The organism is Arthrobacter sp. cf158, from assembly GCF_900106835.1.
In the GTDB taxonomy this organism is placed as follows: Bacteria; Actinomycetota; Actinomycetes; order Actinomycetales; family Micrococcaceae; genus Arthrobacter.
The window spans coordinates 390,809-411,465 of sequence record NZ_FNNR01000002.1; the positions used below are offsets into that span (position 1 = coordinate 390,809).

At 61.4% G+C, this 20,657-nt stretch carries 29 protein-coding genes and 1 riboswitch; of the genes, 6 read left to right on the forward strand and 23 right to left on the reverse strand.

Features of this window, described 5'->3' with window-relative positions; translation table 11 throughout:
- Nucleotides 1-43 precede the first annotated feature (43 nt).
- From BLW08_RS04810 to BLW08_RS04875, 15 genes are all read right to left on the reverse strand, one after another.
- Nucleotides 44-340: a glutaredoxin family protein gene (locus tag BLW08_RS04810; RefSeq protein WP_091323643.1), complete on the reverse strand. Its 297-nt coding sequence runs from the start codon at nt 338-340 to the stop codon at nt 44-46.
- A 113-nt stretch (nt 341-453) separates the two neighbouring features.
- Entirely contained in the window at nt 454-1,401 is a 948-nt protein-coding gene (locus BLW08_RS04815) for an SPFH domain-containing protein (protein WP_175538578.1), read from the reverse strand.
- A gap of 38 nt (nt 1,402-1,439) precedes the next feature.
- Nucleotides 1,440-1,889, reverse strand: a complete 450-nt coding sequence (gene ssb / locus BLW08_RS04820; RefSeq protein ID WP_091323647.1) for a single-stranded DNA-binding protein — start codon at nt 1,887-1,889, stop codon at nt 1,440-1,442.
- Nucleotides 1,889-3,115 (reverse strand): AAA family ATPase, encoded by a 1,227-nt coding sequence (locus BLW08_RS04825; protein ID WP_175538579.1) that lies wholly within the window; start codon nt 3,113-3,115, stop codon nt 1,889-1,891. The genes ssb and BLW08_RS04825 overlap by 1 nt, the downstream gene beginning before the upstream one ends.
- Entirely contained in the window at nt 3,112-3,660 is a 549-nt protein-coding gene (locus BLW08_RS04830; RefSeq protein ID WP_091323650.1) for a hypothetical protein, read from the reverse strand. The genes BLW08_RS04825 and BLW08_RS04830 overlap by 4 nt, the downstream gene beginning before the upstream one ends.
- Complete coding sequence (locus BLW08_RS04835) at nt 3,657-4,478, reverse strand: YqaJ viral recombinase family protein (RefSeq protein ID WP_217639212.1); 822 nt, start codon at nt 4,476-4,478, stop codon at nt 3,657-3,659. The genes BLW08_RS04830 and BLW08_RS04835 overlap by 4 nt, the downstream gene beginning before the upstream one ends.
- A 183-nt stretch (nt 4,479-4,661) precedes the next feature.
- On the reverse strand, nt 4,662-5,138 hold the full coding sequence (locus BLW08_RS04840; protein WP_091323655.1) for a hypothetical protein: 477 nt from the start codon (nt 5,136-5,138) through the stop codon (nt 4,662-4,664).
- Entirely contained in the window at nt 5,135-5,560 is a 426-nt protein-coding gene (locus BLW08_RS04845) for a hypothetical protein (protein ID WP_091323656.1), read from the reverse strand. The genes BLW08_RS04840 and BLW08_RS04845 overlap by 4 nt, the downstream gene beginning before the upstream one ends.
- A 124-nt stretch (nt 5,561-5,684) precedes the next feature.
- Nucleotides 5,685-5,936 carry a hypothetical protein gene (locus BLW08_RS04850; protein ID WP_139244855.1) on the reverse strand — a complete coding sequence of 84 codons (252 nt, stop codon included), beginning with the start codon at nt 5,934-5,936 and terminating at the stop codon, nt 5,685-5,687.
- A complete protein-coding gene (locus tag BLW08_RS04855; RefSeq protein WP_091323660.1) occupies nt 5,933-6,295 on the reverse strand; it encodes a hypothetical protein in 363 nt (120 codons plus the stop codon). The genes BLW08_RS04850 and BLW08_RS04855 overlap by 4 nt, the downstream gene beginning before the upstream one ends.
- Entirely contained in the window at nt 6,292-6,468 is a 177-nt protein-coding gene (locus tag BLW08_RS23805; RefSeq protein ID WP_175538580.1) for a hypothetical protein, read from the reverse strand. Before BLW08_RS23805 ends, BLW08_RS04855 begins: the two co-directional genes overlap by 4 nt.
- Nucleotides 6,465-6,737, reverse strand: a complete 273-nt coding sequence (locus tag BLW08_RS04860) for a hypothetical protein (RefSeq protein ID WP_091323662.1) — start codon at nt 6,735-6,737, stop codon at nt 6,465-6,467. The genes BLW08_RS23805 and BLW08_RS04860 overlap by 4 nt, the downstream gene beginning before the upstream one ends.
- Nucleotides 6,734-6,934 carry a hypothetical protein gene (locus BLW08_RS04865; protein ID WP_091323663.1) on the reverse strand — a complete coding sequence of 67 codons (201 nt, stop codon included), beginning with the start codon at nt 6,932-6,934 and terminating at the stop codon, nt 6,734-6,736. Before BLW08_RS04865 ends, BLW08_RS04860 begins: the two co-directional genes overlap by 4 nt.
- Nucleotides 6,931-7,194, reverse strand: coding sequence for a hypothetical protein (locus tag BLW08_RS04870; RefSeq protein ID WP_091323665.1), 264 nt, complete (start codon nt 7,192-7,194; stop codon nt 6,931-6,933). Before BLW08_RS04870 ends, BLW08_RS04865 begins: the two co-directional genes overlap by 4 nt.
- Nucleotides 7,195-7,555: 361 nt before the next feature.
- On the reverse strand, nt 7,556-7,810 hold the full coding sequence (locus tag BLW08_RS04875) for a helix-turn-helix domain-containing protein (protein ID WP_139244856.1): 255 nt from the start codon (nt 7,808-7,810) through the stop codon (nt 7,556-7,558).
- A 172-nt stretch (nt 7,811-7,982) separates the two neighbouring features.
- On the opposite strand from BLW08_RS04875, the gene BLW08_RS04880 reads away from it, so the two are divergent.
- The 3 genes from BLW08_RS04880 to BLW08_RS04890 all read left to right on the forward strand — a co-directional run bounded on the left by BLW08_RS04880 (nt 7,983) and on the right by BLW08_RS04890 (nt 10,275).
- Complete coding sequence (locus tag BLW08_RS04880) at nt 7,983-8,225, forward strand: helix-turn-helix domain-containing protein (protein WP_091323669.1); 243 nt, start codon at nt 7,983-7,985, stop codon at nt 8,223-8,225.
- A 387-nt stretch (nt 8,226-8,612) separates the two neighbouring features.
- Nucleotides 8,613-8,906 (forward strand): helix-turn-helix domain-containing protein, encoded by a 294-nt coding sequence (locus tag BLW08_RS04885; protein ID WP_175538581.1) that lies wholly within the window; start codon nt 8,613-8,615, stop codon nt 8,904-8,906.
- A 370-nt stretch (nt 8,907-9,276) separates the two neighbouring features.
- Nucleotides 9,277-10,275 (forward strand): S1C family serine protease, encoded by a 999-nt coding sequence (locus BLW08_RS04890; protein WP_091323673.1) that lies wholly within the window; start codon nt 9,277-9,279, stop codon nt 10,273-10,275.
- Nucleotides 10,276-10,282: 7 nt separating this feature from the next.
- On the opposite strand, the gene BLW08_RS04895 is transcribed toward BLW08_RS04890, so the two are convergent.
- Nucleotides 10,283-10,657 (reverse strand): hypothetical protein, encoded by a 375-nt coding sequence (locus tag BLW08_RS04895; RefSeq protein ID WP_254779687.1) that lies wholly within the window; start codon nt 10,655-10,657, stop codon nt 10,283-10,285.
- 31 nt (nt 10,658-10,688) lie between these two features.
- Between BLW08_RS04895 and BLW08_RS04900 the strand changes: the two genes are divergently transcribed.
- Nucleotides 10,689-12,140 (forward strand): DHA2 family efflux MFS transporter permease subunit, encoded by a 1,452-nt coding sequence (locus BLW08_RS04900; protein WP_091323674.1) that lies wholly within the window; start codon nt 10,689-10,691, stop codon nt 12,138-12,140.
- Between the two features lie 18 nt (nt 12,141-12,158).
- Here BLW08_RS04900 and BLW08_RS04905 read toward each other — a convergent pair whose 3' ends face one another.
- From BLW08_RS04905 to BLW08_RS04935, 7 genes are all read right to left on the reverse strand, one after another.
- Complete coding sequence (locus tag BLW08_RS04905) at nt 12,159-12,872, reverse strand: metal-dependent transcriptional regulator (protein WP_090818452.1); 714 nt, start codon at nt 12,870-12,872, stop codon at nt 12,159-12,161.
- 9 nt (nt 12,873-12,881) lie between these two features.
- Nucleotides 12,882-13,706 (reverse strand): class I SAM-dependent methyltransferase, encoded by an 825-nt coding sequence (locus tag BLW08_RS04910; RefSeq protein ID WP_254779717.1) that lies wholly within the window; start codon nt 13,704-13,706, stop codon nt 12,882-12,884.
- Nucleotides 13,707-13,799: 93 nt separating this feature from the next.
- On the reverse strand, nt 13,800-15,209 hold the full coding sequence (locus BLW08_RS04915) for an aminotransferase class V-fold PLP-dependent enzyme (RefSeq protein WP_091323678.1): 1,410 nt from the start codon (nt 15,207-15,209) through the stop codon (nt 13,800-13,802).
- A 32-nt stretch (nt 15,210-15,241) separates the two neighbouring features.
- Nucleotides 15,242-15,355: riboswitch (SAM riboswitch) on the reverse strand.
- Nucleotides 15,356-15,538: 183 nt separating this feature from the next.
- Nucleotides 15,539-16,351 (reverse strand): histidinol-phosphatase, encoded by an 813-nt coding sequence (gene hisN / locus BLW08_RS04920; protein WP_090818461.1) that lies wholly within the window; start codon nt 16,349-16,351, stop codon nt 15,539-15,541.
- Between the two features lie 55 nt (nt 16,352-16,406).
- Nucleotides 16,407-17,522 carry a ribosome small subunit-dependent GTPase A gene (locus tag BLW08_RS04925; RefSeq protein WP_090818466.1) on the reverse strand — a complete coding sequence of 372 codons (1,116 nt, stop codon included), beginning with the start codon at nt 17,520-17,522 and terminating at the stop codon, nt 16,407-16,409.
- A 2-nt stretch (nt 17,523-17,524) separates the two neighbouring features.
- Nucleotides 17,525-18,895: a 3-phosphoshikimate 1-carboxyvinyltransferase gene (aroA, locus tag BLW08_RS04930; RefSeq protein WP_091323680.1), complete on the reverse strand. Its 1,371-nt coding sequence runs from the start codon at nt 18,893-18,895 to the stop codon at nt 17,525-17,527.
- 6 nt (nt 18,896-18,901) lie between these two features.
- A complete protein-coding gene (locus tag BLW08_RS04935) occupies nt 18,902-19,417 on the reverse strand; it encodes a DoxX family membrane protein (RefSeq protein WP_090818473.1) in 516 nt (171 codons plus the stop codon).
- A 271-nt stretch (nt 19,418-19,688) separates the two neighbouring features.
- Here BLW08_RS04935 and BLW08_RS04940 point away from each other — a divergent pair, with 271 nt between their 5' ends.
- Both BLW08_RS04940 and rsrA read left to right on the forward strand, forming a co-directional pair.
- The gene (locus BLW08_RS04940) at nt 19,689-20,396 is read left to right on the forward strand and encodes a sigma-70 family RNA polymerase sigma factor (RefSeq protein ID WP_302846897.1); all 708 of its coding nucleotides are present in this window, start codon (nt 19,689-19,691) and stop codon (nt 20,394-20,396) included.
- Nucleotides 20,393-20,653 carry a mycothiol system anti-sigma-R factor gene (gene rsrA, locus BLW08_RS04945; protein ID WP_090818479.1) on the forward strand — a complete coding sequence of 87 codons (261 nt, stop codon included), beginning with the start codon at nt 20,393-20,395 and terminating at the stop codon, nt 20,651-20,653. Before BLW08_RS04940 ends, rsrA begins: the two co-directional genes overlap by 4 nt.
- Nucleotides 20,654-20,657 lie beyond the last annotated feature (4 nt).

Sequence of the window (20,657 nt, forward strand, 5' to 3'; positions counted from 1 at the left end):
GCAGATACCGAACGCGCCTTTGCAAGCGCTACAGCAGTTGTCGCTAAGCAGCATGCGCGTCGGGTCGTTCGGTGATGTGCAGGGCGATCTTCTCTACGTCGAAGCCGGTCCAGTGCTCATCGCCATCGATCGCCGATACGTAAACGACCGGTGCCTTCAGGTAGCCGAGCGTCTTGATGAACGCCAGGGCAACCTCGTCCTCGCTGACGTCGACCTTGGTGAAGTGGATGTTGTGCTTCTTGAGCTTCCGCTCCGTCGCATCGCACTGGACGCACGATGGCTTGCCGTAGAGGACAACAGCGACGCCGTCCCGGGCCTGAATTTCGTTTGCGTGGTTCATAGGGTCCTTTCGAGGGGCGGCGCCCGGTGGTGAGCCGGGCGCCGCGGGCATGAAAAAAGCCGCTCACTGGCGGCTTGCTTTTGGTTCGGTTGTGCTAGATCAGATTGGCTGAGCTACTTGGCGGGGAGGTTGATGATCTGATTTCCGCCGTCGGCTGGGACGACGACGAGGTTCCCGGCTTTGGCCAATTCCTTGAGCGTGTCCAAGTATCGCTGCCGCAGGATGGGATCAGTGAGTGATGCGGCGAGCTTGCTGTTGGCGTCAGCTTCGGCCTGCGCCTGGACAACCTTCTGCTGAGCGGAGATCTGCGCAGCTTCAAGCTCGGCCTGTGCCTTAACGATTTCAGTTCGGGCATTCTGCGCATCTGCGTACTTCTGGCGGACATCGTCGGGGTAGCGGATCTCCTGCAGCGCAACGGATTCGACCTGCACGCCTTGCGATTCCCAGCGCGATGAGAGCGCATCGGTGATCGATTTCTCAACTCCACCGCGGCGGGTGAGGACATCCAAGGTGGCGTACTTGGCAGGAGCGTTGCGGACTACCGAGCGAATGTCTTGGTCGATGAGTCGAGCGCGGAAGTTCTCTTGCACGCCGAACTCGCGGTAGACGTCGCTGACTTTGTCCGGCCGGATCGAGTAGCGGACCACGACGTCAAAGTTGGCGCTCACGCCGTCCTTGTCCTGAATGGTGATCTGCGGGCCGTTCGGTTTCTTGCCGTTGAAGTCATCCTGCCCGTTGCCGATGTAGGCGGCCTGCTGATTTCGGATGTCGTAGTCGATCGCGTCCACCCACGGCGCCTTGACCGCGAAGCCTTCGGTAGTGTCCTGGCCTTCGACGGAACCGGACCAGTTCTTCAGTACCTTGGCCTCGCCGGGATCCTGCGCGTAGACCATTGTGGTGGCTAGGAAGATGATGGCCAGCAGACCGAGACCGGCGCTGACGAGCTTTCCTATTCTGGGTAGCGGCGAGGTGTCGCCATAGCTGTCCCGATTGGGAACGAAGAATGCGGCTGCAAGAGCCGCGAGGGCGAGAACGCCCAGGATGATGGCAAAGATGAACATGTGTGCTCCTTGTTGGTGGTTTGGTTTGGCGGCAGGGGTTATCCCCAACCACCTTGGTTGGCTTGTGGTTCGCCGCCCCATCCGCCGGGATCCGCGGCGGGCTGGTGAGTGGCGGGGACGTCGTTGGCGGGTGCTTGGTGCCAGCGGAGGTCCTTGCCGATGGCTTCGATTCGGATCTGGTCGCCGCGCCGCTTGGTGCCTTGCGCGTCTTCCCAGACCTGAGTTTCGATTTCGCCGTGAAGGATGACGTTGTCACCCTTCTTGAGGGTGTTGGATACGTTGTCCGCGAGCAGCATTTGACCTTGGTTCCAAGCTCGACATGGCCAGAACTTGCCGGGCATGTTCTCCCACTTGTTCGTTTGCTTGTTGTACTTGCGCGGGTTGGTGACGACGGTCAGTCTTGTCACTGCGGATCCGTCAACGTTGAATTTCTGCTCCGGATCGTCGTGGACTTTGCCGATGATGGTGATAAGGGTTTCGCCGGCCACTACTCCTTGACCTCGCCGTCGTCGATGATGATCCCGCGCCCGTCACCGTCACCTACCATTTCGATCCAGACTTGGAAGTCGTGCTCGCGAGCGATGGATTCCACGAGGGCCAGGTTGTCGGAGTCGAGGAGTGAGCCGTCCGCGATTCGGATGACGCGCAGTTTCGGGTTGAGTGCGATGGCCATGGCCAATGAGACGCGCAGCTGCTCAGCGCTGGATGCCTGTTTGAACGGGACGCCCTTGAACGACACGCCGGACTCGTCGAATCCGAGGTCATCCACCGGGAACACGGCAGCGGCCAAGCCTTCAGCCTTGCTCTTGTCGATCGCATCGATCTGGCCGGTGAGGTCAGCCGATTCGGCCTGCAGTTCGCCTGCCCGCTCGGTTGCTCGAACCCAAGACTGGTAGGTGTTCACGTCCGCATTGTTCTGCTCGACGCTATCGAGCTTCTCCTGAATATCCTCAGCAGCCTCGTGCGCCCTGGCACCAATAAACGCTTGGTCACTCGCGCGCGTGGCATCGGCGACCCTTTCCCGCGCCTCTCGGAGCATGCCTTCCACGCGTTCAAGTTCCGCCTCCGCTGACCACAGGTCCTTGAGCCGGGCGTCGACTTCATCTTGGGCGGCCTTGCTGGCCCGGTATTTGGCCAGCAAATCGGAGACGTTGACCGGCTGAAGCTCGGACATCTCCTTGGTCACTTGGATGGAGTCTGCCGCCGCTTTCGCCTGCTTTAGTTCGCGGTTCACTTCGGTTCGTTGGGAGAAGAGGTCGGCGCGTTCGGCGTCCAGCTTCACTGGGTCGAAGGGAAGTTCAACGAGGTCCAGCAGCGCTTTCAGTTGCTCTTTGTCGGACAGCTGCGTGAATGCCAGTGGGTCGAGGGCGAGCGTGCCAAGCCAGTCGTCCAGCTTGGCTTGAGCTTTGGGGTAGACGGCGCCATCATGCGACTTCAGCGTGAGCGTGGACCCGCCTGCGGTGAATCGCCGGGTGACAACAAAGTCCTCGGTTTCGAGGATGATCTCTGCGCGGTCTTCACCGTCGCGGATCGGCTTCGGCGTGGTCTTCGCGTTCACTCCACCGAGCGCGGCCGTGATGCTGTCCAGAACCGAGGACTTGCCCTGCGCGTTCTTGCCGCCGACAACCACGAGGTTGCCGTCAGGATCCGGTTCGATGCGGACGGCCTTGAGCCGCTTGTAGTTGGTGGACTGAAGACTGACGATTCGGCTCACTTGTTTTCTCCTGCTTGGGTGTTGACGTAGTCGATGATGTGCGGTGGCGCGTTGTTCGCGGCGAGGTATTCAAGGTAGGCGGCGACGGTGTTTTCGGCGATGGCCTTGGCTGTGTCGGTCTTGACCTTGTCGCTGATCGTTGGCTGGCCGGATGGTGCGACGTCGGGCAAAGGCTGAACGGTGTAGGTTCGGCGTGTTCCCCGGGCAATCGTGATTGGCACGTCCAAGGGCTTGTTGCCGATATGGGACATGTGGGAGATGCGGATTCCGCCTGGAATGTCTTTGCCGAAACGCACTGTGGCATCTCGGAAGAGCGTGACGCGGCGGCCAACCCATACAGGGGACTCATCGCCCCATGCCTTCATCAGCACGCGGAGCATGCCGAGCGGCGGGCGCCAAGCTCGGCCTTCACCTTCCACAAGGTCGATGTCGTACTTCTGTTCCGCGGTTCCCTTACGGACGCCTGCGATTGTGAAGGTTCGCGGGCCGCCTATGAAGTCATCGGCGTTCCATTGGTCGGAGCGTGGTTCGGCTGTGACTTTCAAAGCTTCAACTCCAATTCGAGGTAGTGATTGATGCGCTCCGTGTCAGGCATGCCGGCGGTCGCATCGAGGTAGTCGCTGACCATTTCAGCGGCGATCCGTTCGAGCTGGGCGGCGGCGTCGAGGATGGCGGCTTGCCAGGCGGGGTCTGCGTAGACGCGCTTTGTCCAGAGCTTCATACCGCCGCAGTAGCTGGTGTAATCGATCCAAGGTCGGCCGGAGACAAGCAAGCCCGTTTGGAGTTGCGCGATGTTCTCCCCGGGCACTTCGTCGCCAAGGACCGTCTTGAGTTGAATCTTCTGGGCGCGGGACTTGATTTCGATAAGCCCGTCATCGCCAACCAACCCATCCGGTGAGTATCCGATCTTGAAGCCGTCGAACTCACGGACCATGAAGCCAAGCTCAGTGACTCGGGCGTGGTGGGTGGAGTAAGCGTCTCTCGCGTACGGCTCATCGAGCTGGCCACGTTCCATGGCCCGGGACTGCAGGGTTGGTTCGACGAATCCGGTGATGCGTTCGGCGGCGAGTGTCATGATGAGGCCGAGCGCTGTTTCGCTGGTGGTGTCTGCCGTGATGACCCTGTCCAGTTCGCGGGCTGCTGCCGCTCGGGCCGAGTGGAGGGTCTTGAGTGGGCCGGGAGTTCGCTTCCCAACGCAGGGGCCTGAGGCTTCTGCGCCGCATTCCGGACAGTCTGTTTCGATTGCCGTTGGCTGGCGCGAAGAAACAATGCTGCCGAGGACGGACGCTGTCAGGAGGCCGCATCGTGCTTGCAACCACTCGTCGGTGCCTTGTTCGAGTTCTGGGTACGTGTGGAGTGTCATTCTTCTCCTTGGTTTGGGCATGAAAAAGGCCCCTGTCCGGGGCCGTGGATCTTGCAGTCTGGGTTGGTGGGTCTGGGCTTTACGGGCGTGTATCGCCATGGCGGGCAGTCGCAGCCGGGTCGGGGGTTGTGTCCGCGTGACCAGTTCTCTTTGGCCCGGTCATGGTTCATTCCAGGCGGGAGGCTACTGGTGGTCATTCCTGACCATGTCATCTGCAATTTCTTGCTCGGGCGCGTTGGCAAGTTCGGCCAGCGTGGGCAGAATCCTCTCGGTCCGGTCCGATACCTCATAGGGAACTGTGTAGCCCAGCTTTTCAGCCAACTGCCGGCGGGCTTCCATGTGCCCTTGCCAGCGGTGATAGTCGGCGACGTCACCGCCCGAGTTCCTCGCCGCCGTCACGTACTCGCTGCGCTGATTGATGAAGGACAGGACCTCGGGAGTGGGAGCAACTGCAGCTTTCGCAGCGGCTTCGAGGTCGCGAGCGTAGAGAGGAGGGTTATCTTGCTCAAATACCTCGCCGATAACTTCGCCGTCGCCGAACCATGAGACGAACTCCAAGATCCGCGTGGCAGCACTCTGCGCTGGCGGAAACTTCTTCGAGTCGTCATGCACATCGACTTCGGGCGGCTGGTCTGCGTTTTCGATCGGGTCCCGGCTCATTCGGACTCCTCAAATACGTACGCCGGAATGGGCTGCGACTTGATCGGTCGGAACACGTACCAGACCTCGTCTTCTTCGACGCCGTCTTCCCAGTCGTACTTGGACGGGAAGCCGTGGTCATCGCCGTTGTGTTCGACCATCGACTCTCCGTGCTTGCCACCGCCTTGCCAGTAGGAGAACCCGAAGAGCCTGCCATCCGACTTGCGGCGTATGACTCGCATGAGTGTGGTGCCTTGGTAGAGGTCGCCGTCCGTGTGCCACCAGTCGTCGTTGCCGTTCTTGACCAGTTCATACGCGTCCTGGAAGGCTGCGATGTCTTCGGGTGAGGCCTCGCCGTATTCGAGGAAGTTCCAGACGACGTCGTGGCCGAGTTCATCGCGGATGGCTACCTTGTCGTCAGCGTCAACTATCAGGGTTGTCATGGTTTCTCTTTCGTTGTCGGTTCGGTGATTTGGAGGATTGTTGCAAGTTCAACTTGCAAGGGATTGCGTGCTTTCGCGGCGAGGATCGGCGGGAGGGGCGCCGGCGGGGTCGGTGCTGGGGTGGTCATGGCTTGCGACCGTTATGGATGAGCTGCTTGGTGGTGAACTTCCGGCTGTCGTGGGATACCGCAGATACATCCCTTTGTTCGGGCCGTTGGTCGCCGCTGATGGGGTATTCGCAGCCGGTCGCGCAGTTGGCGATGGCCTGGTACCAGAGCGCGGGCAGGTTCAGGTCAGCGGCCGCCCAACCACCCGCCGGCATACCCTCAGCCGGACGCTGCTGCACATGCGGGGCACGAAGAGGATGACGGATCACTTGGCCCACCACCGAAGCTGGTACTTGATGTGGAACTGGCAAGCCGGATCATGCGTGGGCTTCTGCGGATCGTTGATCAAACCTGCCGCTGTCATCGCCGAATGCTCTCGGTCGCAGTCGCATGGGTCAGAAGGTTGCAGCCAGTAGTCAATATTGGCCAGCAGCTCTTCTACGGACAGCGCTCCCATGTCATCACCCGGGAAGGTGCGTTCGAGGAATGGCCGATCAAGGATGAGATCCCAGCCGCCGGCAAGCCCAGACATCTCACCGGCGTTGTAGATCGGCTCCCATGTGAGCTCCTTGACCTTGTAACCGCGGGACTCCACAGCGTTCGTGATGCGTTGCCTTGCGCGGCTCATGACTCACCTTTCCTGTAGCTGTCGGCGTCATCCTCGTAACGGGTCTGCGCTTCTTCCTCTATGGCGTCCCAGTCCACCGGCTCGCGCGGTTCCAGACGGCGGTCATGCTGGCGGGCCTTGTGGATCATGAGTGGGCCAGCAGCGAACACAAAAGCGAGCATCAGGATGGTCATTGCTGTTTCCCTTCTGTGCAGCGGCGCCATGTCTTCAGCGAGCCGTTCTTACGGGAACGGGCTGTGGATGTTGCCGAGGTGACCGACTCGATGAGCCCTTGGTTGCGGGCTTGGGCAAACGCCATGCCCGGCCAGTTCTGATGTGCCGGCGGCCGCATCTCCTTACGCAGGTCGTCGGCCGTGAACTCTTCCTTGTCCCGGGAGAGTTGCCCGATGGTGGCGACAGCATCCTCAATCCAGACGTTGTCTTCGAGAGCAGCAGCCTTCATGAGTTCCTCTTCCTTGCCGCGTAGGCGTTGATGTCGTCCTTGATGCGCTTCTGCCGGGCACGCTCGAGTGCATCTGCCATTAGGTCCGGGGTGAATTGGAAGGCGTTCTTGCGGGGCCGCTTGCCGCCGCGGCCGTTCTCGACAGGGCGGGAGTTGATCCCTTGCTTTACTGCGCGCTTCACCATTCCGTCGTTCATGCCGCCAACCTCCGCGCCGCTGCAGCATGGTTGCGCTCTCGCATAACGTTCTTCACTGCTTCCTCGCCCGTCGGGTCCGAGTGTTGAAGGACACGGGCGATGAGCTCGTCATCCGTGAGGGTCAATGCGTTGCACGCTTCGAAGTTGCGGTTGATTTTCTTCGCCGCCCGCCTGACGACCGTGCGATCGAGGGGGAGCCTGTGAGTGGCAGCATAGGAACGGATCTTGTTTTCCCAGCCAGCCAAAGTGTTTTCGGGCATGGCAATTAGCCCTTTCTCCGAGGGACGAACCCATGGGTGAGGTCAAAGATGGTGATGCAGGAAGGGTGCCCAGATAGTCGGGCGAGGGTGCCAGAAGTGGCGGGGCCGTTAGGCGAAGGGGTCGTGCTTTGCTTCTTGCTCGGCTGCGCCGGCGTTTCGTTCGCGTACCCAGAGGATGAGCTTTTCGATGTCATCTTGGTGGAGCATGATTCGGTTCTTGCTGAGTCTGGTGCAGTGCCCGGACTCTCGGCAGTAGCGCCGTAGTTCTGTCTTGGTCATCCCCAACTCTGGGGCGACTTCTTCGGGTGTTCGGAAAGTTGCTGGGGTTTCGGAAGCTTGGAGGGTTACGGTGGACATTCGCTCACGCCGCTTCCCGTGTGGCCATGGAGTTTGGCAACAGCGACGACGGCTGGATGTTGAGTCGATCGGCGACGTGCGCCAGCTGGTTGATGGTGAAGCTACGCTCTCCTTCGAGCGTCCTCCGCATCGTGCTGTAGCTCATGTCGAGCGTCTCGGCGAGAGCTTTCACGGTGACGCGCTTTACGATCAGGGCCTCTTGTACTCGCTGGCCGATCTCCACGTCCGGGCTGTTGGGTGGGGTGGTTGGGGTGTCCATATGAGTACTGTAAGTGTCCGTTTGGACAATTGCAAGTATCCATTTGAACACTTCCAAGTAGTCCGAAGTGCGTGAACTGAGTACACGTTGGTGACCCTAGGTAAACCTGTATCTGGTTACCCAGTTACCAATCACGTTGTGTAAGTGACCAATTGGTGTTTAAGATTGACACATGGACACATACGGTGAACGCCTGGAAGCGGCGTTGGCAACTCAAATCAAGGTTGAACTGGCCGAGCGCGACATGGACCAGAAAGACCTGGCTGCCAAGATGGGCATCGAACGCGCAACCCTGAACCGCTACCTCAAAGGTCACCGCAGCATGCCCATGCCGGCCTTCTTCAAGCTCGCCGAGTCGCTGGGCCTCAGTCCTCAGGCTCTGATGCAGCGCGCTGAAGCTCGTATTGCCGAATAAGCAAGGATGGCAGGACGCCTGCAGCGGCAGCTGTATTGCCAAGCTCCCTTACCGTGCGGATCGTCACTGATCCGACCGTTGCAACGTCAATCCTCAAGCGGCACTCCCCAAATCGTTCGAACATATGTACTAATAAAAGAACCTTAGCGGGAGACTCCGACAAGGTGCGAATAGTCGCCCGTGGCCGCTAGAACTAGGCCCGTAATACTCGAATCGCCAAGGCAAATTTACCCCATATGGGGCGGGTTGCTTAAATCGATCTTGTGGATGTATCACGTAGGCGCGTAGCGTTGATCGCAGCAGCTATGCCCCATATGGGTTGTTAATGGCCATATGGGGTAGATCATGCGTCTATGGGGTTTTCTAGTCCAAGGACGGTTTACGATCATGTCTATGCCCACAGGTAAACAGCCGGAAGCCGGCCCGTTCGCGCGCGCCGTCTCGGCCGAGTTTCGGGCAGTCATGGCCCGGAAGCAGGTGAGCGGCCCGCAACTGGCGAAAGCCAGCAAGATATCCCAGAGCTACCTGTCCAGGCGCCTCCGGAATGAGGTGGCTTTCACGGCCAATGACATCGAGGCGATTTGCAAGGCGTTGGAGGTCAGTTTGTTCGGCGTCTTGCAGGCTGCGGTGAAGTCGATGGCCAGCAGCCAGGTCCGCAGGGATCGGCTGCCGGATCAGTGAGAACCACCAAAAAATGAGCCCCACCCTCGGCAATGAGGATGGGGCTTTTTCGTGGGCCAATATTTGTTGGCCGCGCCAACATGGGACGGAACAGGTGAGGTTGAGGACGGGCAAGAACCGCTAGATTCAGCGGAGGAAAGATCGAACACATGTGCCGAAACATGACCGTACGGGTTTTCAATTCCCCCCATCTCCACCCAGGAAAGCCCTCGGATCTTCGTGATCCGGGGGCTTTTTCTGTGCCCGTAAACAGCGTTCACCCACGGCGTACCAACTTATGGAGTAGTAAGCCGTCGTTGGCGGTTGTAGTGGATAGGCAACTGGACCGCACGCTAGCGGGGCAGCCTACAGGGGTAGCAGGAGGTACGGGATGAGCACCCAGCCGGAGTTCGAACAACCGGAGTTGGATCCGCAAAACGTCGTAGACGAAGACCAAGCGTTGGACGCCTACTCCCGGATTGTCATTAGTGTGGCGGCGTCCGTGACGCCCCACGTCGCGGCCATTGAAATGACCAGCACCGGCCGTCGAGGCCAAATCAGGGTGGGCAGCGGATCGGCGGTCGTTTTCACCGGTGATGGCTACATGTTGACGAATGCCCACGTGGTGGCAGGCATCCAGGCAGGCAGGGCCGTCTTCGCCGATGGCAAGCACACGGACGTGGAGTTGGTCGGCGCAGATCCTTTGTCCGATCTGGCTGTGGTCCGGGGCCATAGGTCCACTCCGCCGCCTGCTCTGCTGGGAAATGCAGATACGTTGCGAGTGGGGCAGCTGGTGATCGCAGTGGGCAACCCGCTGGGTTTGGCGGGATCTGTGACCGCGGGAGTCGTGAGTGGGCTGGGCAGGTCCATCCCTGTCCGGGCAGGCGAACACCGGCGCGTCATTGAGGACGTCATTCAGACGGACGCCGCGCTGAATCCCGGCAACTCGGGTGGTGCTTTGGCGGACACCCAGGGCCGCATAGTCGGAATTAACACGGCTGTGGCAGGTCTGGGGCTCGGGTTGGCGGTGCCCATCAACAGGACAACGCAACGCATCATCGCGTCGCTGTTAAGGGACGGCAAGGTACACCGTGCCTATCTGGGCCTGGTGAGTACACCGATACCCCTTGACGCCAGTGCAGTGGTGCGGACGGGCCAGAAGGAGGGCCTACGCGTTGTGGAGGTGATACAGGACTCCCCGGCGGAGTTGTCGGGACTCCAGCCAGGCGACCTCGTGCTCCGTGCCCAGGGGCGGGCCGTGTCCAGCGCGGAAAGCCTCCAGAAGCTACTGTTCGAAGAAGCCATTGGCGAATCTTTCCCTTTGACAGTGCTGCGGGACGGAAGAATCCTGCAGCTCATAGCAGTGCCGTCCGAAATGAGCCAACAGTGAGGACAGCCTAGGACTGCTTCTCCGGGACATCCACCACGCCAATGAAGCGGCTGCCTATACCTTCGTACTCGCTGCGGACTTCGCCGAGGAACAGGGCTGGCAGTTCGCTGTTGCGGTGCGTGCCACAGAACACGAAGGAAAAGTCCGGCCACCATTTTTTGGGACGAATGGCCTCGGAGTAGCCGCATACGGCGCAGGTGAGCTGGACCCAGACGGGCCGTTTGCCAGTGCGGTTGGCGCGCGACTGAACCAGCCAGGCGGGGGGATTGTCCTGGATCTCCCGGAGGTCTGCCTCGCTCAGCCGGGACGGAATGCCGTGGCGTTGGGCCATTTCCATCGAAATATCAAGGGCCAATGCGGCATCACGTCTGCTAATCACCATTCAACGATACGGGACTTCCCGGGCGTAGGCTGTGCTCATGACTGATGCAGCGGCCCTGCCACCCAGCACTCCGCTCCAGAAACGCGTTCTTGTGGTGGCAATCGTGGCCTCGTTCATCGCTATCCTCGACGGATTTGTGGTGAATCTCGCACTCCCTGCCATCGGGCGCGAGCTCGGCGGGGGCTTGGTCATCCAGCAATGGGTGGTGGATGCGTATCTGCTGACGCTGGGTGCGCTGATCCTGGTGGCAGGCTCTTTGTCCGACCATTTCGGCAGGGCGCGAATACTTGAATGGGGCTTGGCGGGCTTCGCCATAACGTCGGTCATGTGTGGTCTCGCCTGGAACGGTGAAGTCCTGGTTGTTTCGAGGGCCCTCCAGGGCATAGCCGGAGCCCTGCTGGTTCCCAGCTCGCTCGCCATGATCATTACGTCGTTCTCCGGCCCTTCACAATCGAAAGCCATTGGACAGTGGTCCGGTTGGACCAGTGCTGCGGCCATCGTCGGTCCGCTGATTGGGGGTATGGCTGTTGATCTTCTGTCGTGGCGTGTCATCTTTTTCATCAACGTCATCCCCGCAATTGGCATCTGGCCGATGCTTGCCGGCCTCCGGGCGGCCGATGCCGCGAGGGACAGGAGCAAGCGCATCGATTACCTGGGAGCATTCCTTGCCATGATCGGCCTGGGCGGTCCGGTGTACGCGTTCATCGAACAGGGCCGTATGGGCTGGGGGAGCGTCCAGGTGTGGGTACCGTTGGTGGTTGGTGTTGGCGCCATGGTCCTGTTCCTCATCCATGAGGCGAGGACAGCCGAGCCCATGCTGCCTTTGAGGTTGTTCGCTATCCGTAATTTTGGTTGGGGAAACATTGCAACGCTGGCCATCTACGCGGGGATATCGCTTGGCTTCTTCGTGTTGGGAATCTACCTGCAGCAGGTGGGTGGCATGGGAGCCACCGCGGCCGGGATCGCGTTGCTTCCGGGGACGGTAATCCTGATGCTGGGTGCGTCCTACTTCGGTGGATTGGCGGGCAAGTATGGCCCCCGGTGGTTCATGACTGTGGGCCCGGCGCTGTGTGGCGTGGGCTTCCTGATGGCTTTGTCTGTTCAGGAACCTCTCAACTATTGGGCCCAGGTATTGCCCGGCCAGATAGTCTTCGGCCTGGGCTTGGCCACGCTCGTGGCGCCCCTGACAGCCGCAATTCTTGGTGCTGTCCCGCCTGAAGAGGCCGGAATCGGCTCGGCGGTGAACAATGCTGTAGCCCGCATCGCCGGGTTGATCGCGATTGCGTTCGCTGGGGTGATCGTGGGGCCGGTCTTTAGCAGGGACGGTCTGTACAACGCCTTGCTGGTCACAGCAGGCCTGTTCCTGATCGGTGCGGTGGCATCCGCCGTCGGGATCCGAAACCCTGCGCCTGATGCGGCCGCCGCTTCCAGCGAAACTGATACAGCGTCCGACGACGGCGGCGCGGCCGGGCAACGTGCCTGACCTTTAGTGCGTCCCGGGTCAGAGCGCGGGAAGGACGCACCCTTCATGGATCCCTGCGCTCTGCACCCAGAGGGCCGACGTCACTTCGTCCGCGAGATCGAACTCGCGTCGCTGGGGTCCGCTGCCAATGCGCACCACCAGTGCCCCGCCAAAGGGTTTCCGTCCCACCACTTCCACTGGTGCGTCCAAGGAGATCTCCTCTGCAGCAAGGTACCTGAGGAGGTCTGGATTCTCATCACTGATCCGTGTGATGCGGCCCGCATGGCCGTCGTCGAGCTCGATCATGCGGTAGGCGGGCGGCAACTTAACCGTGCCATCGGCGGATGGAATCGGATCGCCGTGAGGATCGCGGACAGGATGCCCTAGCTTCGCGGACATGCGTTCGATGAACGTATCTGACACCGCATGTTCCAGCATTTCGGCTTCGTCGTGGACCTCATCCCAGCTGTAGCCGAGTTGCTCCACCAGGTACGTCTCGATGAGGCGGTGCCGGCGGACCATGGACAGCGCCAGGCGCATGCCCTCGGGGGTTAGCCGGATGGCGCTGTACGGTTGGTGGTCCACCAGGCCCTGGTCCTTGAGCTTGCGGACCATCTCAGACACCGAGGAGTTTGCCACACCCAGGCGCTGGGCCAGCTGGGAGGAGGTAATCGGCTTGTCTTGCCACTCCGTATAGGAGTAGATGACCTTGACGTAGTCCTCTATCGAGGAGGAGGGCGTACTGGTCTTCACAAGCCAAGCCTACCGTGACGGTGCGGGGTGGACCTTGACCGCACGCCAGGTTTGCGTCACGTAGGGCAACTGGACGGTCCCACCCGGCGCGTGCCCCAAATGGTCGTACAGGTACCACTGCAGGTTACCCATGACTTTTGCCCGCGTGGAATCGCCGGCCCGAAGGTAGTAGCTGCGGGATTTGGTGAGCTCCATGATGTCTTCGGGTGTCAGGGGGTCCTCCCAGGCCGTGAGGTGGCGCTCCAGTCCGGCGAACTCCGGCCCGATGACAGGACGGAAGCCGGGTTTATGGACATCGCCCGCATGCATGATGCGCGAAAGCCGGTGGACCCACGGAATGGACGTATCCAATTGGTTCCAGATCAGTCCAAGGGTTCCTTGCGGCCTTAGGATTCGGGCGATCTCTGTGCTGGCAATGAGGGGATCGCACCAGTGCCAAGCCTGGGCAACGCTGACGACGTCGAATGCTGAGTCCGCCAGTCCAGTTGCCTCGGCCGTGCCTTCCAATGCGTTGACCTGCGGATAGCTTTTCCGCAGTTGCTCCAGCATGTCTGCCGAAGGATCGACGGCGGTTACGTCAAGTCCGCGTTCGACGAGAAGGGCCGTGAACTTTCCGGTTCCTGCGCCCAGGTCCGCGGCTGTCTGCGATGCGTCTGGAAGGAGCCACTCCAAGGAATCCGCGGGGTAACCGGGCCGCACGCGATCGTAGTGCTCACCGCCATCTTGGAAGCTTTGGCCGAGTTCGTGGCGCCGTGTGGCATGGAGTTTCGGACCGCGTGGTCCGGCGGGACCTGGAGTGCCTGCCGCACCGCTTGAGGCGCCCGGGGAACGCAAGGACACGCAGAACTCCTTCACAGGGTGCCAAAAGATACCCTACGAATTTACCGCAGCGCGAGCTCGGGCCGCAGCTTGCCTGGTCCAGCGTGCCTAGTCCACCGTGCAGGGTGCAGCGCCAGCGGTGCCGGGAGTATTCGGCGCCCACTCCGGGTACGTGCGGTGGTCGTTCGCCGGTACCCAGCGGCCCTCGTCCACTACGTAGTCCCAACCAAGGCCGGTGAGCTTGAGCGTCTCGACGCCGGCGAGCAGCCGTGTGGCGTCCTCCAACCGGGAGCCGACGCCGAAGCTGGCACGCAACGAACCGGAGGGGAGACCCAGGCGCTTGAGCAACGGGTGGGCGCAGAAACGGCCATCACGGAGGCCGACGCCGTGTTCCGCAGCCAGGTAGGCGGCGACCAGGCCGGCGTCGAATCCCTCTACGGAGAAATTGACTACGCCGATGGTGTCTTCCGAATCGGAGAAGATCTGGTGAACGGTGACGCCATCGATTGCTTCGAGGCCTTCCACCAGGTAGGAACGGATGGCCGATTCATGGGCGTGCCAGGCGTCCTGGTCCAGCCCGGAGATCACTTGGGTGGCCCTGGCAAGAGTTGCAGCCCCCAGGACGTTGGGGGAGCCACCCTCATGCCGTGCCGGTCCGGTGGCCCAGCTGACGGAATCGAGGCGCGCTTCGCGAACAGCGCCACCACCTGCCAGATGGGGGGTGCCGGCGTCGAGCCAATCCGGCCGGCCCACGACGACGCCCGCGCCGAAGGGGGCGTAAAGCTTGTGGCCAGAGAAGACGACGTAATCGACGTCGGCCTCTGCAATGTTGATCCGGCGATGGGGTGCAAGCTGGGCAGCATCCACCACGATCCGGGCACCGTACTCGTGGGCCAAAGAGGCGAGCTGGGCGATGGGAAGGATTTCGCCGGTGACGTTGGAAGCTCCAGTCACGGCTAGAAGGCTTACGCCACCCTGGGCCAACTCGGCGCGGAGTTTATCCACCGTGGCCGCCAATGTTGGTGCAGCGATGACGCTCCGGTGCGGGACGCCTTGCCAGGGGAGCAGGTTGGCGTGGTGTTCGATGTCCAGGTACAGGACCTCGCCGGAATACTGGCCATCATGCTGTGGCAGGCACCCTGCCAGCAGGTTCAAGGAGTCTGTGGTGTTGCGCGTAAAGATGACGGAATCGTCAGCCCTGCCGCCCACGAAGTCACGGACGATGTTCCGTGAGTTCTCGTAGACAGAGGTGCTGATCTGGGAAGCGTAGCCTGCCCCGCGGTGAACGCTGGCGTAGTAGGGCAGCACTTCATTCAGATAGGCCGAGACGATGGTCAGGGCTGGGGCGGATGCTCCGTAGTCGAGATTCGCGTAACGAACGTGGCCGCCTTGGATCAGCGGAGCCTGCAACTCTGCACCGGTAACGGCTGCGAGGGGCCGTACGGCTGCAGACGCCTGGGCTGCGGATTCTTCGGGGAAGGACGGAATGATGTTTGAGTCGAACGTGACAGTGCTCATGGGACCTCACTCAAGAGGGACCCCCATAGGGGGATCCGCGCTTGCCGCATCCGTTCCGGACCGGCCGGGTCGTCACCCGGGGCACCCCACCGCGAATGGAGGGTTGCCGGCCAGCAAACCGGGGTTTAGCGCTGGCACTCGTGACCTGTAAAAAAGGTTAGGGCACTCCACGTGGCCCATCCAAAGCCGGAACTGTTTATTAAGCTCATTGTTACGCCGGTTGCAAAAATTGCGATTGCCCGAATTAAGAACGGCGGACGACCCCAAAAGGGGTCATCCGCCGTCGAAAATTCCGTAGGTCGCCCCGCGGGATCTTTCTGTGCTTCATCTTAGAGGAGGTCGTCCAGCCCAGGGTTGAGTCGTTTGAGGACCTCCGAGTGGAGAATCGAGTTGGTTGCCAAAGCGTTTCCGCCGAACGGGCCGTCTTCACCTTCCAGAGAGGTAAACCGGCCGCCGGCTTCGGTGACGATGGGGACAAGTGCGGCCATGTCGTACAGATTCAGTTCGGGCTCGCAGGCGATGTCCACCGCACCCTCCGCCACCAGGCAGTAAGACCAGAAATCACCGTAGGCACGAGTTCGCCAAACGTCCTCCGTGAGTCCCATGAACTCGTCAAGGTTGCCACGTTGCTTCCAGCCGGACAGGCTTGAATACGACATCGAAGCGTCGGCCAGTCGGGAAACATTGGACACTTTGAGCCTGGTAGCGGAGGCAAGGGAGCGGCCCATGTAGGCGCCCATATCCTTCGCAGCCCACCAGCGCTTGCCCAGAGCCGGGGCGCTCACCACGCCTACTACTGGTTCGCCCTCGTCCACGAGGGCGATGAGGGTCGCCCATACCGGAACGCCGCGGACGAAATTCTTGGTCCCATCGATGGGGTCGATGATCCAGCGGCGCGAGCCGTGACCGCTGCTGCCAAACTCTTCGCCGAGGACGGCGTCACGCGGGCGGGAGCGCGACAGCTGACCGCGAATGGCTTCTTCGGCGGCCTTGTCAGCATCCGTGACAGGGGTGAGGTCCGGCTTGGTTTCGATCTGGAGGTCCAGCGCCTTGAAGCGATCCATGGTCTGGGCGTCAACGGAATCAGCGAGGACGTGGGCAAGGCGCAGGTCATCGTTGTAGGTGGAAACGGGATGGGTCATGCCACCAAACTATCCTGAATCATTCGCTGCAGTGGGGACGTGAAGCCCTAAACGATCAGTTGACGGTGCCCAGTTCCTTGGTCTCTTTGGCTTCCAGCCTGGGGTCTGCACCCAGCAGGCGTCGAAGGGATGCCAAGCGGGCAACCCCCGACGGCCCGGCATGGCCATCATTGACCCATGGATCCAAACCACAATTGATGGCAGTGGCATCGTGCTTGCAGCCGCGGTCGCAAGCTTCCGTGCCTGGTTCAAGATCCGGAAAGGAATGCAGGATCCGGTCCGGGTCAACGTGGGCCAGTCCGAACGAACGGATGCCCGGGGTGTCGATGATCCAGCTGCCGGACGGCGCATCCGCAAGTTTGAGCGCCAGGGCCGACGAGGATGTGTGCCGCCCCCGACCCGTCACCGCGTTGACGCCCCCGGTGGCACGCTCGGCCCCCGTCAGCGCATTGACCATGGTGGACTTGCCAACACCCGAGTGGCCGAGCATGACGGTGACTTTTCCGCCGAGGTGGGAGCGGAGTTGGGACACGGCGTCCCTGTCCAGCCGGGCAGATAATCCGTCGTCCGAGCGGGCGTCAATTCCGCCTGCTTCGGAGTCCGCAGTGCGGCTGATGATGACGGGGAAGTCCAGGCTCAGGTAGTTGGCGAGCAACTCCGCCGGATCTTTGACGTCTGCTTTGGTGATGAGCAGCAGCGGCTCGATGCCGGCGTCGTAGGCGGCCACCAAGGCGCGGTCGATGAATCCGGTACGCGGTTCCGGATTGGCTGCTGCCACCACCACCACCAGTTGATCGGCGTTGGCTACCACCACGCGTTCGATGGGGTCGGTGTCGTCAGCGCTGCGGCGCAGGAGGGTCCGGCGCTCTTCCACCCGGACCAGGCGGGCGAGGGTGTCCGGAGAACCTGAGACGTCGCCCACCAATGCCACAAAGTCGCCCGGGACTACGGGATTGCGGCGCAGTTCGCGTGCCCGCGCGGCGATGATCACGCGTTCGTTGGCAGAATCCTCGTCCACGATCGCCCTGTAGCGTCCGCGGTCCACTGTGATGATCCGGCCAATAACGGCATCATCGTGACTGGGCCGGTCCTTGGTGCGGGGCCTTGATCCTTTTTTGTTGGGTCGGATCCGGACATCGGATTCATCCCAGGAGCGTGCGTCGCGGCCCATGGTCAGTTGCTGGCCTCATCGGTGCTGGCAGATTGGAGCATTCGTGCCCAGATTTCCGGGAATTCAGGCATGGTCTTTGACGTGGTGGCGATGTCTTCAACCTGGATGCCCTCGACGGCAAGTCCCAGGATGGCACCCGCGGTGGCCATGCGGTGGTCGGCGTAGCTGTGGACCACGCCGGAATGGAGTCGGGCGGGGCGGATAATCAAGCCATCGGCGGTCTCTTCGGCGTCCCCGCCGAGTCGATTGATTTCGGCCACAAGCGCGGCCAGTCGATCCGTTTCGTGCCCGCGGAGGTGCGCAATCCCGGTTAGTCTCGACGGGCTGGTTGCCAGTGCGCACAGAGCGGCTACGGTGGGTGCAAGTTCGCTGGTTTCGTCGAAGTCAGCGCCTTTGATCTCTTTGCCTCCGCTGACCGTCAGAGTCCCGTCCTGCAAAGTGACTTCGGCTCCCATGGTGGCCAGGATGGTTCGCCAGAGGTCGCCAACCTGGGTGGTTCCGGCTGGCCAGTTGGGGATCCGAACGGTTCCTCCAGTGGCCAACGCCGCGGCCAGGAACGGCCCGGCGTTGGAGAGGTCCTGCTCGATCCGCTGGTCAAAGGCCCGGATGGGGCCGGGGGAGACCCTCCAGTGGTTGGGAACGGAGTCGTCCACGCTCACCCCGACGCTGCGGAGGACGGACACGGTCATGCTGATGTGGTCAAGGCTTGGAACCGGCTTGCCGACGTGCTCCAAATGGAGACCTTCGGTGAAGCGTGCTCCTACCAACAGCAAAGCGGACACAAACTGCGATGAAGCGCTGGCGTCAATCACCAGGTGGCCGCCCCGGACTTCGCCGGTGCCCTCCACCGTGAATGGAAGGGCCGACGGCGTCCTGCCGCCCTCGGCCGCCACAGGGACACCGAGGGCAATCAATGCCTCGATGATGGTTCCCATGGGGCGGTTGCGGGCGTGGGGATCGCCGTCGAAGACGCTTGCGCCGTTTCGCAGTGCAGCCAGCGGGGGGACGAACCGCATGACGGTGCCAGCCAAGCCGCAGTCGATCTCAGTGCTTCCGCCGACGGCCGCGGCATCCAGCGGAGTGATTTCCAGGTCCGGGCCGTAATCACCATCGCCGGGCACTTCGGTGACACTTGCACCCAACTGCCTCAGAGCCTGGATCATCAGGGCAGAGTCACGTGAATGGAGCGGTGCCCGGAGCCTGGAAGGACCATCCGCCAAAGCCGCCAACACCAGGAATCTGTTGGTCAGCGACTTTGAACCAGGTACCGTCACCGTGGCGTCCACGGGTCCCTTGGCATGCGGGGCCGGCCACAGTGGCAATGTGGAGCCGGTTTCGGTTGATTCGGTGTTAGCGGCGGTGGTACCGGTCATGCTTCCTTATGCTCCAACTGCGTTATCGACGGCCTTGCGAACTGCTTTGTCTGCGCGCTTGATCTGCTTGCCTGTCACTTTCCTGGCATCTGCAGCCAAGTGCTCCGCACGCCAGGCAATGCTCGGGCGGCCTTCAGTATCCACAGAGGCCAGCAACACGCCTCCAGTCAGGGAAATATTCTTCAGCAACTGTGCCTTGCGGGCGCTCCTGCCTTCCTTGGTGCTGATATCGGCGGAACGCCACTCAACGTAGGAGTTCAAAGCTGACGTCACAGCAAGTACCGTGGCGGCGAAACGGGAGAGCTTGCCGAGTCCCAGCAGCGCGCCGGCGCCCAGTTGCGCGCCACCGATGACGCGGGCAAGGGTCTTCTCATCAGCCTTGAAAGGCAGGGATTCGGAAGCGCGACGAAGCACGGGCGAGAGTTGCTTCGCAGTGTCGTCCGCGTTCCTGAGCTTGTCCAGACCTGCAACGACGAAGCTGGACGCGAGCATAGGTCGCGCGAGAAAACGGATAACAGACATGTCTTGCCTCCTGGATGGCTTGCCACACTAATTCGATGAGTGTTGTGTTCAAGGGGTGCAGTCTGCTCTAGTCTTGCACCTTTGCGGAATATTTACCCAGCGGCGGCCGTTGTGAACATCAGGTGCGGTGGAGGCCGGACCGCGGCATGGTGTTGCCGCTTCGCTGAATGGAGTTGGTTTTTTGACTTTGGTTAAGGACCGCGTGGTTCTGCCGGAGCCCGGGTACGGTACGCAGCCGGATTCCCCGCAGCTGACAGTAGACTTAGCAACGATGAGCACCACGGAACCGGCCGCAGCGGCCATGTACCAAGCAGCCGGCGCGGACGACGACGCAATGGCGGCGCCCGACGTCGACCTCGCTACCGAGACTACTGAACAGCGGCGGGAGCGCTTCGAGCGTGACGCCATGCAGTACGTGGACCAGTTGTACTCGGCGGCCATGCGGATGGCGCGGAACCCTTCAGATGCCGAAGACCTGGTTCAAGAGGCCTACACCAAGGCGTTTTCGGCTTTCCACCAGTACAAGCCGGGGACCAACCTCAAAGCCTGGCTCTACCGGATCCTGACCAACACCTACATCAACCTCTACCGGAAGCGGCAGCGTGAGCCGTTGCAGTCCAATTCGGACACGATCGAGGATTGGCAGTTGGCCAAAGCAGAGTCGCATACTTCGGCAGGGCTGCGATCCGCTGAAACCGAGGCCCTGGATCACCTGCCGGATTCCGACGTCAAGAACGCCTTGCAGTCGATCCCGGAAGAATTCCGTTTGGCCGTCTACTTCGCGGATGTCGAGGGATACGCCTACAAGCAAATTTCAGAGATCATGAACACCCCCATCGGCACGGTCATGTCACGGTTGCACCGCGGCAGGAAGATGCTGCGGGACATGCTGGCGGACTACGCCGCCGAACGGGGCTTCAGGGCCCATACCGAAGATCAGGCCGCGGCCGGAAGCAACAATCAGGAGAAAGAGAAATGAGCGACTGCCAGGGATTGGGCGATTGCGACGATACGCGAATGCAGCGGATCTACGAGTACCTCGATGGTGCGCTGACCCGCGAGGACCTCACCGAGATCAAGCAGCACCTGGACACGTGCGAGGAATGTGCCGAACAGTACGACCTTGAGTGCCTCATTCGCACCATGGTCAAGCGCTCCTGCACGGAGTCGGCTCCGGAGAACCTGAAGAACTCAATCCTCGACAGGATCCACGCCATCAAGCCGGTTGAGGCCTGAATCG